This window comes from Citrobacter sp. wls827, assembly GCF_005280875.1.
Classification (GTDB): Bacteria; Pseudomonadota; Gammaproteobacteria; order Enterobacterales; family Enterobacteriaceae; genus Citrobacter; species Citrobacter youngae.
This window is the reverse complement of the sequence record NZ_SZWR01000018.1, coordinates 209,951-224,673: the sequence shown is the minus strand read 5'-3', so window position 1 is coordinate 224,673 and position 14,723 is coordinate 209,951. Positions and strand designations below refer to the sequence as shown.

The window sequence follows — 14,723 nt, the reverse complement described above, 5'->3', positions numbered from 1 at the left end:
AGGCATTTTTGCGGAGACCCTTGCCGGATGGCGGCTTTGCCTTATCCGGCCTACAGGTCATATTTATCGCGCAACCCAACCGAGGGTTCGCTCCGCCAGCGCATCGCGCGCAGGGGTAAATAATTCCATCGCCATCAGCCCGACATTTCGTCCAACAACCAGCGGGGCCCAGCGATTGGCAAACAGATACACCAAATTATTAGTCACGCCAATCGTCGTTTCGCGATCGCGTTCGCGGCGATGCTGATAGCGTGCCAGCACCGCATAATCACCGACATCTTCCCCGCTGTTCTGCGCCTGGGTCAACGTTTCAGCCAGGCTCATCACATCACGCAGACCAAGGTTGAAACCTTGTCCGGCAATGGGGTGCAGCGTCTGGGCTGCGTTCCCTACCAGCACGGTTCGATGGGTAATCGCTTTTTGCGCCGAGGTTAACGAAAGCGGATAGGCGTTGCGTTTACCGGCCTGGGTAATACGTCCCAGTCGCCAGCCAAACGCGGTTTGTAGTTCACGGCAAAACTGTTCGTCGGACCAGGCCATAATCTCATCACGCTTCTCCAGCGGATGACACCACACCAGCGAGCAGCGACCATCAGACATGGGCAGCATTGCCAGCGGGCCATATTGCGTGAAACGTTCAAACGCTCGACCGTCGTGCGGCACAGAGGTTGTGACGTTGGCAATTACCGCCAGTTGCTCATAGGGCTGTTGCTGCCAGTCAACGCCGCAGGCGGTAGCCAGTGCGGAGCGCGTACCGTCGGCGGCCACCAGCAGGCGGCCATCAATCATTTCGCCATTTTCCAGCGTAACTTCCACGCGCTCCTGCGTGCGTGACACGCTGGCTACGCGGTCGGGGCAGTGCAATGTGACGCCCGGTGCTTTGCGCAGCAGCGCAAACAGACGCAGCCCGACGTCGTGCAGTTCTACCACCTGGCCCAGAGCCGGAATACGGTATTCCTGCGCATCCAGCGTCACAAATCCGGCATGACCGCGATCGCTGACGTGAACCGTTTTAATGGCCGTTGCGCAATCGGCAATTGCCTGCCATACGCCAATTCGCGCCAGCTGTTGGCAGGTTCCTGCCGCCAGAGCAATCGCCCGGGCATCAAACCCGGGATGGCGGTCAGTTTCAGGTTCGCTCGCTTCTATCAGATGAACCGGCAGAGTCCCATGGCTGAGCTGAGAAATGGCCAACGCCAGCGTCGCGCCAACCATACCACCACCAACGATAATCACGCTCATTGCAGTCGTGCCGCAGCCATTAAGGCTTCAATGTCATCCGCTTTCTTCACTACGCTGGCGGTCAGGTTTTCATTGCCGTCCTCGGTGATGAGGATGTCATCCTCAATACGAATGCCGATACCACGATAAGCCGGCGGTACATCGGCGTCCGGTGCGATATACAGTCCCGGCTCGACGGTGAGCACCATTCCCGGCTCAAGAATACGTGAGCGGTCCTGACCATAAACGCCGACGTCGTGCACATCCAGCCCAAGCCAGTGGCTTAGACCATGCATAAAGAATGGGCGATGCGCATTTTCGGTAATCAGTTGATCGACCTCGCCGTGCAGAATGCCAAGCCTCACCAGGCCGGTAATCATGATACGCACCACTTCGCTGGTGACTTCCTGGATGGATGTCCCGGGACGATACAGGCGCAGGCTGGTCTCTAAGGATTCCAGTACGATGTCGTAGATTTCACGCTGTGCAGGGGTAAATTTGCCATTTACCGGAAAGGTACGCGTAATGTCGCCCGCATAGCCTTTGTATTCACACCCGGCGTCAATCAGCACCAGATCGCCATCGCGCATTTCACTTTCATTTTCGGTGTAATGCAGGATACAGCCGTTTTCGCCGCTGCCGACAATCGTGTTATAGGACGGATAACGCGCACCATGGCGGGTAAATTCGTGGTGAATCTCCCCTTCTAACTGGTATTCAAACATTCCCGGACGGCATTTTTCCATCGCTCGGGTATGCGCCAGCGCGGTGATCTCTCCGGCACGGCGCATGAGCGCAATTTCTTCCGCTGATTTGAACAGGCGCATTTCATGCACCATTGGACGCCAGTCGATAATCGCGGCAGGCGCTCGCAGATTTTGTCTGGAACCTTTACGCAGTTTATCCAGCGCTGTGCACACAATCTCGTCAGCCCAGGCATATTCGCCCTGTGCGTGATACACCGCGTCCAGGCCATTGAGTAACAGGTGTAACTGTTGGTTGATTTCGCTGAAGGCTAGCGCCCGGTCAACGCCGAGTTTTGCCGGTGCGGCATCCTGACCGAGACGGCGGCCAAACCAGATCTCCGCCGTCAGATCGCGAACCCGATTGAACAAAACGCTATGGTTATGAGTGTCATCGCTTTTAATCAGCACCAGCACGGCTTCAGGTTCGTTAAAACCGGTGAAGTACCAGAAATCACTGCTTTGGCGGTACGGGTATTCACTGTCCGCGCTGCGCGTCGCTTCAGGCGCGGCAAAAATCAGCGCGGCGCTGCCGGGCTGCATTTGTGCCAGTAAAGCCTGGCGGCGGCGCTGGAATTCTTGCTGAGATATTTCGCTCATCACACTCTCCTTGGCGTTTTGTTCTTAATGCAGAGTCGGTTTACGGACTTCAGGCGCGGTCGGCTGTTGACGCGTAAACGTGTCATGACACAGCAAGGCGGCTACACGCACGTATTCGATGATCTCTTCGAGCGACATTTCCAACTCTTCCTGATCTTCGTCTTCGTCATATCCCAACTGAGCGATATTACGCAGGTCGTCAATCGCTTCCCCGGTTTCGCCGGTCACTTTGTCGAGCTTCGGTTGTGTCACACCGAGGCCCAGCAAAAAGTGGTTTACCCAACCAGCCAGCGCATCGGCGCGATCGAACACGCTAACGTCATCCCCTTCAGGCAGATAAAGCTGAAAAAGGAAACCATCATCTTCCAGCGCATCGCTGGTGGCAGAGTGCATTTTCAGCAGCGCCTGAGCCAGCTCGTGACCGAAGGCCAGACCTTCGTTCGTCAGGTCGTGCAGCAGCGGCTGCCATGAGCTGTCGTTGTTGCCGCCACAAATCATTCCGCTGATTAAGCCGTGCATTTCGGCCGGGGTTAATCCAGCCCCTTGTTGGTTCAAAAACTGGCTAACGTCGTTGTAGCCAGGCATTTCGTTCTGTATAGACATAAGCATTCGTCATCAAAGGGAGGAATATTCATGGTATGCTACCACTTTGGACCCTGGTGAACCAGAAAAGGGCTTGTATCTTGATACCAGGGTAGCTATAGTGTCGCCCCTTCGCGGACCCAAGGTCTGGAGACGAAGGCAGCGCAGTCAATCAGCAGGAAGGTGGCATGTCTGCACAACCCGTCGATATCCAAATATTTGGCCGTTCACTGCGAGTGAATTGCCCGCCTGAACAAAGGGATGCGTTGAATCAGGCTGCGGACGATCTCAATCAGCGATTGCAAGATCTGAAAGTTCGCACTAGAGTCACAAATACTGAGCAGTTGGTTTTCATCGCCGCGTTGAACATCAGCTATGAATTAACTCAGGAAAAAGCGAAAACGCGTGAGTACGCGGCGAGCATGGAACAACGTATTCGGATGCTACAACAGACCATCGAACAGGCGTTGCTTGATCAGGGTCGCATAACCGAAAAAACGGGCCAAAACTTTGAATAACACTTTTCGGTTTACTGTGGTAGAGTGACCGTGAAGACAAAATTTCTCTGAGATGTTTGCAAGCGGGCCAGTCCCCTGAGCCGATATTTCATACCACAAGAATGTGGCGCTCCATGGTTGGTGAGCATGCTCGGCCCGTCCGAGAAGCCTTAAAACTGTGACGACGCATTCACCTTGAACCAAGGGTTCAAGGGTTACAGCCTGCGGCGGCATCTCGGAGATTCCCTTCTACCTGGCAACAGCCATGACACTACTTTCTGAACTCCCTTTATCCCGGCAAGAAATTCGTCAACTGATTCGTCAGCGTCGACGTGCGCTTACCTCTGAGCAGCAGCATCAGTACGGTCAGCAGGCCGCGACCCGAATGCTCAGTTTTCCTCCAGTTGTACTCGCACATACGGTGGCAGTATTCCTCTCGTTTGATGGCGAACTCGATACTCAGCCGCTTATCGAACAGCTGTGGCGAGCGGGCAAGCGCGTCTATCTTCCGGTGCTTCATCCCTTCAGCCCCGGTAATTTACTGTTCCTGCACTATCATCCGCACAGCGACCTGGTGACCAATCGCTTAAAAATTCAGGAACCACGGCTTGATGTACGCGACGTATTGCCGCTGTCAAAGCTGGATGTACTGATTACACCGTTAGTGGCGTTTGATGAATACGGGCAACGCCTGGGCATGGGCGGCGGATTTTACGACCGTACGCTACAAAACTGGCAGCAGCATAAGATCCAACCCGTGGGCTACGCGCATGACTGCCAGTTAGTCGAGAAGTTGCCGGTTGAAGAGTGGGATATTCCGCTGCCTGCGGTGGTGACGCCATCCAAAATTTGGGAGTGGTAACCGTTTTTTGTCGATTGACAGCGTCGTTTTTTTGACCTAAATTCCTCGGTGAAGGGTGAGGGAGGCGAACCTCCCTCCTGCGTACTCTCTGTTAATATGCTGGCGAAGCGATGATTAACAGGATCAGCAGCATGATGACGTATCTCATCATCGTCCCTTTCCTTTTCAGAGCCCCTGCTTCGGTAGGGGCTTTTCCGTTTCAGCGCTATGCTGAGCCCCTATCGTAAATTCCTTTTATTGATGTACAACGCAGAGCGCAGCCTTTAATTACCAATTGCGGCAAGGGTCGAAAACAGAATGTATGCGTTACACAAAGAGATAGTAAGGCAGGAAAATCAGAGGAAAGATGGGCAGGTCAACCGCCTGCCCATGTAGAGGAAATCAGTACAGCAGACGAGCGCGAATGGTTCCCGGAAGGGCTTTCATCGCCAGCAGCGCTTTCTCCGCCACATCTTCATCCGCTTCAATATCAATAACCACGTAACCTACCTGTGCGGAAGTCTGCAGATACTGTGCGGCAATGTTGACGCCCTGCTCGGCAAAAATCTGGTTCAGCGCGGTCAGTACGCCGGGACGGTTTTCGTGAATGTGCATCAGACGACGACCACCGTGCAGCGGCAGCGACACTTCCGGGAAGTTAACTGCAGACAGCGTAGAACCGTTGTCGGAATACTTGGTCAGTTTACCCGCCACTTCAAGGCCGATGTTTTCCTGCGCTTCCAGCGTGGAACCACCAATATGCGGCGTCAGGATCACGTTATCAAAATCACACAGCGGCGAGGTGAAAGGATCGCTGTTAGAAGCAGGCTCGGTTGGGAATACGTCGATTGCCGCCCCCGCCAGATGTTTCGTTGCCAGCGCATCACACAGCGCAGGAATATCGACAACCGTACCGCGTGCGGCGTTGATCAGCAGTGCACCTGGTTTCATCAGCGCAATCTCATGCGCACCCATCAGATTTTTGGTGGAGGCGTTTTCCGGCACGTGGAGGCTAACCACATCGCTCATATTCAGCAGGTCGGAAAGATGCTGTACCTGCGTGGCGTTGCCCAGCGGTAGTTTATTTTCAATATCATAGAAGTAGACGTGCATCCCCAGCGATTCCGCCAGAATGCCCAACTGAGTACCAATGTGGCCGTAGCCGATAATCCCCAGTTTCTTGCCACGCGCTTCAAACGAGCCGGTAGCCAGTTTATTCCACACGCCGCGGTGCGCTTTGGCGTTCGCTTCGGGGACGCCGCGTAGCAGTAGCAGCAGTTCGCCAATCACCAGTTCGGCAACAGAACGCGTGTTAGAGAATGGCGCGTTAAACACAGGGATCCCGCGCTTTGCCGCAGCAGACAGATCAACCTGATTGGTGCCAATGCAGAAGCAGCCAATCGCGACCAGTTTCTCTGCGGCGTCAATCACATCTTCAGTCAGATGGGTACGGGATCGCAGGCCAATGAAATGGGCATCACGGATGGACTCTTTCAGTTGCTCAGTGTCCAGAGCGCCTTTGTGAAACTCGATGTTGGTATAACCTGCTGCACGAAGGCTTTCGAGCGCTTTTTGATGCACGCCTTCAACCAGCAGAAATTTAATCTTCTCTTTCTCCAGTGATACCTTTGCCATTTCCCGACCCTGTCTTTTTTGTTCAAACTGATGTGTTGTGTGTGGGATTTTCATCCTCCTCTTCAACATATCAAAAAATAATATTGCGGCAATATGAACGTTTGCGTCGCCGTGCTGAGGAAATGTCATTCAGCGGGAATTGTCAGAGGAATATACTGGCGATAACTTTTTCTTTGGAGGGATCGGCAGGACAATATTATAAACGTGACACAAGTCACCAAATTTGCCCTGCCAAAATTTTTTTAACGGGAGAAGACGCTCCCATCAGATCATTTTACGATAGTTTTCACGCCGTCCGGTGTGCCAATCAGCGCCACATCCGCACCACGGTTGGCGAACAGACCTACGGTTACTACGCCCGGAATCGCATTGATGGCGTTTTCCAGCGCCACGGCGTCAAGGATCTCCAGACCGTGCACATCGAGGATCACGTTACCGTTGTCCGTCACCACGCCCTGACGGTATTCAGGACGACCGCCCAGCTTCACCAACTGGCGAGCCACAGCACTGCGCGCCATTGGGATCACTTCAACCGGCAGCGGGAAGTTGCCGAGAATGTCGACTTCTTTGGACGCATCCGCGATGCAGATAAATTTCTTCGCCACGGAAGCAATGATTTTTTCACGGGTCAACGCTGCACCGCCGCCCTTGATCATCTGCATGTGGCCGTTGATTTCATCCGCGCCGTCAACGTATACGCCAAGGCTGTCCACCTCGTTAAGATCGAACACGTGGATGCCAAGGCTTTTGAGTTTTTCGGTTGAAGCGTCCGAACTGGATACCGCACCTTCAATCTGACCTTTCATTGTGCCCAGCGCATCAATAAAGTGTGCGGCTGTTGAACCGGTACCTACGCCCACAATGGTGCCGGGCTGTACATACTGAAGTGCCGCCCATCCTACTGCTTTTTTCAGTTCATCCTGCGTCATGATCGTTTCGCCTGTGGTGTGAATATGGTGGGAAAATTCACGCGCATTATAGAACATTGTGCAGAAAAATGTTCCCACACCCGCTCGCAAGCGGCGGATTTCGTCTTTACCCAACCTAAATTTGTGTCATAGTGCAGAACAAGCAAAATTTTCAGGAGTGCGTCAAAGCAATGAAACGTCCGGACTACAGAACACTACAAGCACTGGATGCGGTTATTCGTGAACGAGGATTTGAGCGCGCGGCGCAAAAGCTGTGCATCACGCAATCCGCGGTTTCACAGCGCATAAAACAGCTTGAGAATATGTTCGGACAACCGCTGCTGGTGCGTACCGTCCCCCCGCGCCCTACCGAACAAGGACAAAAGCTTCTGGCACTTCTGCGCCAGGTTGAACTGCTGGAAGACGAGTGGCTGGGTGATGAACAAACCGGCTCGACGCCGCTGCTGCTCTCACTGGCAGTGAACGCCGACAGCCTGGCAACCTGGTTACTTCCGGCGCTGGCCCCGGTACTGGCTAATTCGCCGATTCGCCTGAATCTGCAGGTTGAAGATGAAACCCGCACCCAGGAACGTCTGCGTCGTGGTGAAGTGGTCGGTGCGGTGAGTATCCAACATCAGGCGCTGCCAAGCTGTCTGGTGGATAAACTCGGCGCGCTGGACTACCTGTTTGTTGGCTCCAAACCTTTCGCCGAACGTTATTTCCCTAACGGCGTCACCCGCTCCGCCCTGCTGAAAGCCCCGGCGGTAGCGTTTGACCATCTTGATGATATGCACCAGGCGTTCCTGCAACAAAACTTCGACCTGCCGCCGGGCAGCGTGCCGTGTCACATCGTTAACTCGTCTGAAGCTTTCGTCCAGTTGGCGCGTCAAGGCACCACCTGCTGCATGATCCCGCACTTACAGATTGAGAAAGAGCTGGAAAGCGGCGAGCTGATCGACTTAACGCCAGGTCTGTTCCAGCGTCGGATGCTGTACTGGCACCGTTTTGCACCGGAAAGCCGCATGATGCGCAACGTTACCGACGCGCTGCTGGAATACGGGCACAAGGTGTTGCGCCAGGATTAAACCGTTTATTGCTCCAGAGTGCCGGATGGCGGCGTAACGCCTTATCCGGCCGACAAGCCTTTACCCTCTATTCATGCTATTCCCGCCACGTCTTTGAAATACATCACAAAATAAAACACGCCACGCGGCAAAAAACGACGTCCTGTTGGCTATTTTTTGCTGGCGACAAGCCAAATGAAAAAGCACACCGTATTCGCAAAGATTCAACTTATTGCGTAATACGGAGCAAAAAATGGCAAACGTGCAGGAGTGGCAAACACTCGCCAACAAAGAACTCAGTCGACGGGAAAAAACCGTTGAGTCTCTGGAAAGACAGACGGCAGAAGGGATTGCCATCAAACCGCTATACACCGAAGCGGACCTCGATAATCTGGAAGTCACGGGCACCCTCCCCGGTCTGCCGCCTTACGTGCGCGGCCCGCGCGCCACCATGTATACCGCGCAGCCGTGGACCATTCGCCAATACGCCGGTTTCTCTACCGCCAAAGAGTCCAACGCCTTTTACCGCCGCAACCTCGCCGCCGGGCAAAAAGGACTTTCCGTCGCCTTTGACCTTGCCACCCATCGCGGTTATGACTCAGACAACCCGCGCGTGGCAGGTGACGTCGGCAAAGCGGGTGTGGCGATCGATACTGTCGAAGATATGAAGGTGCTGTTCGACCAGATCCCGCTGGATAAGATGTCGGTATCAATGACCATGAACGGCGCGGTGCTGCCGGTACTGGCGTTTTATATCGTCGCTGCAGAAGAACAAGGCGTAACGCCGGAGCAACTCACCGGAACCATTCAGAACGATATTCTGAAAGAGTACCTGTGCCGCAACACCTATATTTATCCGCCAAAGCCCTCCATGCGCATTATCGCCGACATCATCGCCTGGTGCTCCGGCAACATGCCGCGCTTTAACACCATCAGTATCAGCGGTTATCACATGGGGGAAGCCGGGGCGAACTGCGTCCAGCAGGTGGCGTTTACGCTGGCTGACGGCATTGAGTACATCAAAGCCGCGCTGTCTGCCGGGCTGAAAATTGATGACTTTGCGCCGCGCCTGTCATTCTTCTTCGGCATCGGCATGGATCTGTTTATGAACGTCGCCATGCTGCGCGCGGCTCGCTATTTGTGGAGTGAAGCGGTCAGCGGTTTTGGTGCGACAAACCCGAAATCTCTCGCTCTGCGTACCCATTGCCAGACCTCCGGCTGGAGTCTGACCGAGCAGGATCCTTACAACAACGTGATCCGCACGACCATTGAAGCGCTCGGCGCTACGCTTGGCGGCACCCAGTCTCTGCATACCAACGCCTTTGATGAGGCGCTCGGGCTACCCACCGATTTCTCGGCCCGCATCGCGCGTAATACACAGATCATCATTCAGGAAGAGTCAGAGATCTGCCGCACCGTCGATCCGCTGGCCGGATCGTATTACGTCGAGTCGCTCACCGATCAAATCGTGAAGCAGGCGCGCACGATCATCAAACAAATTGATGAGGCAGGCGGCATGGCGAAAGCGATCGAAGCCGGGCTCCCTAAACGGATGATCGAAGAAGCTTCCGCGCGCGAGCAGTCGCTGATCGACCAGGGTAAACGCGTTATCGTCGGTGTGAATAAGTACAAGCTAGATAAAGAAGACGAAACGTCGGTACTGGAAATCGACAACGTGAAGGTGCGCAACGAGCAAATTGCCTCGTTGCAGCATATCCGTGCAACTCGCGACACTGATGCCGTCAATGTCGCACTCGCGGCGCTGACCCACGCCGCGCAGCATAATGAAAATCTACTGGCCGCCGCCGTTAACGCCGCCCGCGTTCGCGCCACGCTTGGTGAGATCTCCGACGCGCTGGAAACCGCTTTTGACCGCTATCTGGTTCCCAGCCAGTGCGTCACCGGGGTGATTGCGCAAAGCTATCACCAGTCCGACAAATCCGCCGATGAGTTCGACGCCATCGTTGCGCAAACCGAACAGTTCCTCGCGGAAAATGGTCGCCGACCGAGGATCCTGATCGCCAAGATGGGCCAGGATGGTCACGATCGCGGCGCGAAAGTGATCGCCAGCGCCTACTCCGATCTCGGCTTCGATGTTGACCTCAGTCCGATGTTCTCCACACCAGAAGAGATCGCCCGTCTGGCGGTAGAAAACGATGTGCATGTAATAGGCGCATCGTCACTGGCGGCGGGTCATAAAACGCTGATCCCGGAACTGGTTACCGCGCTCAAAAAATGGGGGCGTGAAGATATCTGCGTGGTAGCAGGAGGCGTTATTCCGCCACAGGATTACGCTTTCCTGCACGAGCATGGCGTGGCCGCCATTTATGGCCCCGGCACACCAATGCTCGACAGCGTTCGCGACGTATTAACCCGTATCAGCCAGCATCATGATTAACGCCGCCACGCTTGAGGATACCGTTCGTCGCTTGCGGCTTGGCGAACGGGCTACGCTCGCCCAGGCAATGACGCTGGTCGAAAGCAGCCACCCGCGCCATCAGCCGCTGAGTACGCAGTTGCTGGACGCGATTATGCCGTTCACCGGTAACGCCCTGCGTTTGGGGATAACCGGTACGCCGGGCGCGGGCAAAAGCACCTTTCTGGAAGCATTCGGCATGCTGTTAATCCGTCACGGATTACGGGTGGCGGTGATCGCCGTCGATCCCAGCAGCCCGGTCAGCGGCGGCAGTATTCTCGGAGATAAAACCCGCATGACGGAACTGGCCCGCGCAGAATCTGCGTTTATTCGCCCGGTTCCCTCCAGCGGTCATTTAGGTGGTGCCAGCCAGCGCGCCCGCGAATTAATGCTGCTGTGCGAAGCGGCTGGTTTCGACGTGGTGATTGTGGAAACCGTCGGCGTTGGGCAGTCAGAAACCGAAGTCGCAGGCATGGTGGATTGCTTTATCTCACTGCAAATCGCTGGCGGTGGCGACGATTTGCAAGGCATCAAGAAAGGTCTGATGGAAATGGCGGATCTGGTCGTCATCAACAAGGACGACGGCGAGAACCATGCCAACGTGGCCATCGCCCGCCATATGTACGAATCCGCCCTGCATATTCTGCGCCGCAAATATGACGAGTGGCAGCCGCAGGTTCTGACCTGTAGCGCGCTGGAAAAACGCGGTATTGAGGAGATCTGGCAGGCGATAACCGACTTTAAAACGTGCCTTACCGCCAGCGGTCGACTGGAAAAAGTCCGCCAGCAGCAGGCGGTGGACTGGTTACACCAGCAGGCTGAAGAAGAAGCCCTGCATCTGCTGTTTGCGCGGACTGATTTTGACCGCTATTTCCAGCAGACGCTGCAGGCTGTCAAAAACAATGATCTGTCGCCGCGCACCGGTCTGCGGCACATCAGCGAATTTATCCAGCATCATTACTTTCAATAAAGAGAACATTATGTCTTATCAATACGTCAACGTGGTCATCATCCAGAAAGTCGCGGTTATTGAATTCAATTACGCCCGCAAGCTCAATGCCCTGAGTAAAGTGTTTATTGACGATCTGATGCAGGCGCTGAGCGATCTCAATCGTGCGGACATTCGCTGCATCATTCTGCGCGCACCGAGCGGAGCCAAAGTTTTCTCCGCCGGGCATGATATTCATGAACTCCCGACCGGACGTCGCGATCCGCTCTCCTATGACGATCCGCTGCGTCAGATAACCCGCATGATCCAAAAATATCCGAAACCGGTGATCTCCATGGTCGAAGGCAGCGTCTGGGGCGGCGCGTTTGAGATGATCATGAGTTCCGATCTCATCATCGCCGCTGAAACATCCACCTTCTCGATGACCCCGGTCAACCTTGGCGTGCCGTATAACCTGGTCGGCATCCACAACCTGACCCGCGATGCTGGGTTCCACATCGTAAAAGAGCTGATCTTTACCGCCTCGCCGATTACCGCTCAGCGTGCGATGGCCGTCGGGATCCTCAACCATGTGGTCCCTGTCGACGAACTGGAGGATTTCACCCTGCAAATGGCGCACCACATCTCGGAAAAAGCGCCGCTGGCAATCGCCGTCATTAAAGAAGAGCTGCGCGTGCTGGGTGAAGCGCACACCATGAATTCCGATGAGTTCGAGCGCATTCAGGGCATGCGCCGCGCGGTGTACGACAGCGAGGATTATCAGGAAGGGATGAACGCGTTTATGGAAAAACGTAAACCTAATTTTGTCGGCCATTAATCACGTCCGAGGAAGGAGACGGCCATGAAACGGATGAGCGCCGAACAGGCGGCAGAAATTATCCAGCACGATGATATGGTGGCGTTCAGCGGCTTTACCCCCGCGGGTTCGCCAAAAGCGTTACCCAGCGCAATTGCCCAACGCGCCTGCGAGCATCATCAGACCGGGCAGCCTTTTCAGATCCGCCTGCTGACCGGAGCATCAATTGGCGCCGCCGCTGATGATGTACTATCCGCGGCGGATGCCGTTTCCTGGCGTGCGCCTTATCAAACGTCATCGGGCCTGCGCGAGAAAATTAATCAGGGCCAGGTGAGGTTTGTCGATCTCCATTTGAGCGAAGTGGCGCAAATGGTTAATTACGGCTTTTTTGGCGAGATCGACGTTGCCGTTATTGAAGCCTCCGCTATTGCGCCGGATGGCCGGATTTGGCTGTCCAGCGGTATCGGTAATGCCCCCACCTGGCTGCTGCGGGCGAAAAAAGTCATTATCGAGCTGAATCATTACCATAATCCGCGCGTGGCAGAGTTTGCCGATATCGTGATACCCGGCGCGCCGCCGCGGCGTAACAGCGTACCCATTTTTCATACCATGGATCGCGTAGGTAGCCAGTGCGTGCAGATAGACCCCAAAAAGGTGGTTGCGGTGGTGGATACCGAACTGCCCGATGCCGGAAATGCATCGGATAAAACCAATCCGGTCAGCCAACAAATTGCCGATAACGTGGTCTCTTTCCTGCTGGCAGAAATGGCGCAGAAACGCATTCCAGCTGAGTTTCTGCCCTTACAAAGTGGGGTGGGTAATATCAACAACGCGGTAATGGCTCGACTGGGCGAGAACCCGGATATCCCGCCCTTTATGATGTATTCGGAGGTGTTGCAGGAGTCGGTGGTGCATCTGCTGGAAACGGGCAAGATAACCGGTGCCAGCGCCTCCAGCCTGACCATTTCAGCCCCGTCGCTACAGAAGATTTACGCCAACATGGACTTCTTCGCCAGCCGGATTGTGTTGCGCCCGCAGGAGATCTCCAATAACCCGGAAATCATTCGTCGGCTGGGTGTCATTGCGCTTAACGTTGGTCTGGAGTTTGATATCTACGGCCATGCTAATTCTACGCACGTTGCGGGGGTGAACCTGATGAATGGCATCGGCGGCAGCGGGGACTTCGAGCGCAACGCCTACCTGTCTATCTTTATGGCGCCGTCGATTGCCAAAGGCGGGAAAATATCTACCATCGTGCCGATGTGCAGCCATGTCGACCACAGCGAACATAGCGTTAAAGTGATCGTGACCGAACAAGGGATTGCCGATCTGCGTGGGCTATCTCCGATGCAGCGGGCGCACACGATTATCAATAACTGTGCGCATCCGCTTTACAGAGATTATTTGCACCGCTATCTGGAAAAAGCGCCCGGCGGGCATATCCATCACGATCTCAGCCATGCGTTCGATCTGCATCGCAACCTTCTCGAAACAGGCTCGATGCTAGGTTAACTTGCACTACCGTCACGATCTTCAGCAATATGCTGGAGCATGGTGGCGGTATAGCGATGATTTTTCAGCGAATAGAGAAACTCCTGCATATACATGGGACTGCCGGGCGCGTCGAAATATTTCAGCGTCGACGGGTTCACCAGCCGCCATGCGAAGTGCGGGATCACCGTCAAAAACTGCCCGCGCTCCACCGCGCTAATCTTGGCCATAAAGCTGTACGGACGATAGATTATCGTCGGGTTGATCCCGCAGGGTCGCATGTAGGCATCCAGCATCGCCTCAAAGTTGGCGCGATTCTGGAAGCGCATTTGCAGCCAGGGCAGCTCGCGCAGCAGATCCTGCGGCTGTTTTTCTTCATAGCGCCGGGAAACGAGAAACCCCAGACGCAGCGGAGGCAGTTCGCTGATCGCCAGGTTTTCCAGCTCCTGCACGCGGGGGGAAACGTGCTGTGGCGAGATAATAAAATCCAGTTTGCGGTCGAACAGGTTATCAATCACCCCATTCTCGCTAAATTCAACGGCCTGAGCCGTCACGCCGTCATACTTGTCACCAAGGCTGATCAACTGGTCAAAAATAATCGTCGGGTAGGTATTGTCGATGCCGATGACGATTTCCCGCGAGCGGCGAGAGGCGTTATGGATTTCGTTATCAATGGCAGAGAGGCGCTGATAAACGGGAAACAGCTTCTGATACAGCTCCTGTCCTGCTTTATTCAGGCTGATGTTGTTATCTTTGCGGGTAAACAGCGTATAGCCGATTTGATCTTCCAGTGCGGCAATGCTTTTACCGAAGGGCGATGCGGTCATATGTATTTTTTCTGCCGCTCTGGCGATGTTATTGGTTTGCGCCAGCAGAATGAAATTACGCATCTTTTTTGAGATAAAAATATCCATAGCGTCCCCTTAAAAATCGCTATGGCCTATCCTCATTACGGCGAAAAAAAAGACCGGATGTGAAGT

13 protein-coding genes and 1 other RNA gene are annotated in these 14,723 nt (G+C 54.6%); 8 read left to right on the top strand and 6 right to left on the bottom strand.

The genetic code is table 11. From position 1 onward, the window contains the following. Nucleotides 1–63: 63 nt before the first annotated feature. Genes ubiH through FDX03_RS14310 form a run of 3 tightly spaced genes read right to left on the bottom strand, consistent with a single transcriptional unit; the run spans nucleotide 64 to nucleotide 3,167 of the window. The gene (ubiH, locus tag FDX03_RS14320) at nucleotides 64–1,242 is read right to left on the bottom strand and encodes a 2-octaprenyl-6-methoxyphenyl hydroxylase (RefSeq protein ID WP_137346097.1); all 1,179 of its coding nucleotides are present in this window, start codon (nucleotides 1,240–1,242) and stop codon (nucleotides 64–66) included. After that, complete coding sequence (gene pepP, locus FDX03_RS14315; RefSeq protein ID WP_101742754.1) at nucleotides 1,239–2,564, bottom strand: Xaa-Pro aminopeptidase; 1,326 nt, start codon at nucleotides 2,562–2,564, stop codon at nucleotides 1,239–1,241. The genes ubiH and pepP overlap by 4 nt, the downstream gene beginning before the upstream one ends. A 24-nt stretch (nucleotides 2,565–2,588) precedes the next feature. Continuing rightward, complete coding sequence (locus tag FDX03_RS14310; protein WP_086523442.1) at nucleotides 2,589–3,167, bottom strand: YecA family protein; 579 nt, start codon at nucleotides 3,165–3,167, stop codon at nucleotides 2,589–2,591. Nucleotides 3,168–3,334: 167 nt separating this feature from the next. Here FDX03_RS14310 and zapA point away from each other — a divergent pair, with 167 nt between their 5' ends. The 3 genes from zapA (at nucleotide 3,335) to FDX03_RS14295 (ending at nucleotide 4,505) form a co-directional block, all read left to right on the top strand. Continuing rightward, nucleotides 3,335–3,664 carry a cell division protein ZapA gene (gene zapA / locus FDX03_RS14305; protein WP_003026980.1) on the top strand — a complete coding sequence of 110 codons (330 nt, stop codon included), beginning with the start codon at nucleotides 3,335–3,337 and terminating at the stop codon, nucleotides 3,662–3,664. A gap of 41 nt (nucleotides 3,665–3,705) precedes the next feature. Next, a non-coding RNA gene (gene ssrS, locus FDX03_RS14300) (6S RNA) lies at nucleotides 3,706–3,889 on the top strand. Nucleotides 3,890–3,908: 19 nt separating this feature from the next. Then, the gene (locus FDX03_RS14295) at nucleotides 3,909–4,505 is read left to right on the top strand and encodes a 5-formyltetrahydrofolate cyclo-ligase (protein WP_101742755.1); all 597 of its coding nucleotides are present in this window, start codon (nucleotides 3,909–3,911) and stop codon (nucleotides 4,503–4,505) included. Nucleotides 4,506–4,886: 381 nt separating this feature from the next. Here FDX03_RS14295 and serA read toward each other — a convergent pair whose 3' ends face one another. Together serA and rpiA are read right to left on the bottom strand one after the other, a co-directional pair. After that, on the bottom strand, nucleotides 4,887–6,119 hold the full coding sequence (serA, locus tag FDX03_RS14290) for a phosphoglycerate dehydrogenase (protein WP_115642908.1): 1,233 nt from the start codon (nucleotides 6,117–6,119) through the stop codon (nucleotides 4,887–4,889). A gap of 269 nt (nucleotides 6,120–6,388) precedes the next feature. Further along, complete coding sequence (gene rpiA, locus FDX03_RS14285) at nucleotides 6,389–7,048, bottom strand: ribose-5-phosphate isomerase RpiA (protein ID WP_086523812.1); 660 nt, start codon at nucleotides 7,046–7,048, stop codon at nucleotides 6,389–6,391. Nucleotides 7,049–7,218: 170 nt separating this feature from the next. Here rpiA and argP point away from each other — a divergent pair, with 170 nt between their 5' ends. From argP to FDX03_RS14260, 5 genes are all read left to right on the top strand, one after another. After that, a complete protein-coding gene (gene argP / locus FDX03_RS14280; protein WP_003026988.1) occupies nucleotides 7,219–8,112 on the top strand; it encodes a DNA-binding transcriptional regulator ArgP in 894 nt (297 codons plus the stop codon). 232 nt (nucleotides 8,113–8,344) lie between these two features. Next, nucleotides 8,345–10,489, top strand: a complete 2,145-nt coding sequence (scpA, locus tag FDX03_RS14275) for a methylmalonyl-CoA mutase (protein WP_137346096.1) — start codon at nucleotides 8,345–8,347, stop codon at nucleotides 10,487–10,489. Further along, on the top strand, nucleotides 10,482–11,477 hold the full coding sequence (meaB, locus tag FDX03_RS14270; RefSeq protein ID WP_137346095.1) for a methylmalonyl Co-A mutase-associated GTPase MeaB: 996 nt from the start codon (nucleotides 10,482–10,484) through the stop codon (nucleotides 11,475–11,477). The genes scpA and meaB overlap by 8 nt, the downstream gene beginning before the upstream one ends. Before the next feature lie 10 nt (nucleotides 11,478–11,487). Further along, on the top strand, nucleotides 11,488–12,273 hold the full coding sequence (scpB, locus tag FDX03_RS14265) for a methylmalonyl-CoA decarboxylase (RefSeq protein WP_003026994.1): 786 nt from the start codon (nucleotides 11,488–11,490) through the stop codon (nucleotides 12,271–12,273). Nucleotides 12,274–12,297: 24 nt separating this feature from the next. Continuing rightward, complete coding sequence (locus FDX03_RS14260) at nucleotides 12,298–13,764, top strand: acetyl-CoA hydrolase/transferase family protein (RefSeq protein ID WP_116360714.1); 1,467 nt, start codon at nucleotides 12,298–12,300, stop codon at nucleotides 13,762–13,764. Here FDX03_RS14260 and FDX03_RS14255 read toward each other — a convergent pair. Beyond that, nucleotides 13,761–14,657, bottom strand: coding sequence for a LysR family transcriptional regulator (locus FDX03_RS14255; protein WP_003026999.1), 897 nt, complete (start codon nucleotides 14,655–14,657; stop codon nucleotides 13,761–13,763). The genes FDX03_RS14260 and FDX03_RS14255 overlap by 4 nt on opposite strands. Nucleotides 14,658–14,723 lie beyond the last annotated feature (66 nt).

Bases quoted from the DNA above. Each gene is read 5' to 3' on its own strand.
- ubiH (WP_137346097.1), bottom strand. From the start codon at position 1,242: ATGAGCGTGATTATCGTTGGTGGTGGTATGGTTGGCGCGACGCTGGCG.
- pepP (WP_101742754.1), bottom strand. From the start codon at position 2,564: ATGAGCGAAATATCTCAGCAAGAATTCCAGCGCCGCCGCCAGGCTTTA.
- FDX03_RS14310 (WP_086523442.1), bottom strand. From the start codon at position 3,167: ATGTCTATACAGAACGAAATGCCTGGCTACAACGACGTTAGCCAGTTT.
- zapA (WP_003026980.1), top strand. From the start codon at position 3,335: ATGTCTGCACAACCCGTCGATATCCAAATATTTGGCCGTTCACTGCGA.
- FDX03_RS14295 (WP_101742755.1), top strand. From the start codon at position 3,909: ATGACACTACTTTCTGAACTCCCTTTATCCCGGCAAGAAATTCGTCAA.
- serA (WP_115642908.1), bottom strand. From the start codon at position 6,119: ATGGCAAAGGTATCACTGGAGAAAGAGAAGATTAAATTTCTGCTGGTT.
- rpiA (WP_086523812.1), bottom strand. From the start codon at position 7,048: ATGACGCAGGATGAACTGAAAAAAGCAGTAGGATGGGCGGCACTTCAG.
- argP (WP_003026988.1), top strand. From the start codon at position 7,219: ATGAAACGTCCGGACTACAGAACACTACAAGCACTGGATGCGGTTATT.
- scpA (WP_137346096.1), top strand. From the start codon at position 8,345: ATGGCAAACGTGCAGGAGTGGCAAACACTCGCCAACAAAGAACTCAGT.
- meaB (WP_137346095.1), top strand. From the start codon at position 10,482: ATGATTAACGCCGCCACGCTTGAGGATACCGTTCGTCGCTTGCGGCTT.
- scpB (WP_003026994.1), top strand. From the start codon at position 11,488: ATGTCTTATCAATACGTCAACGTGGTCATCATCCAGAAAGTCGCGGTT.
- FDX03_RS14260 (WP_116360714.1), top strand. From the start codon at position 12,298: ATGAAACGGATGAGCGCCGAACAGGCGGCAGAAATTATCCAGCACGAT.
- FDX03_RS14255 (WP_003026999.1), bottom strand. From the start codon at position 14,657: ATGGATATTTTTATCTCAAAAAAGATGCGTAATTTCATTCTGCTGGCG.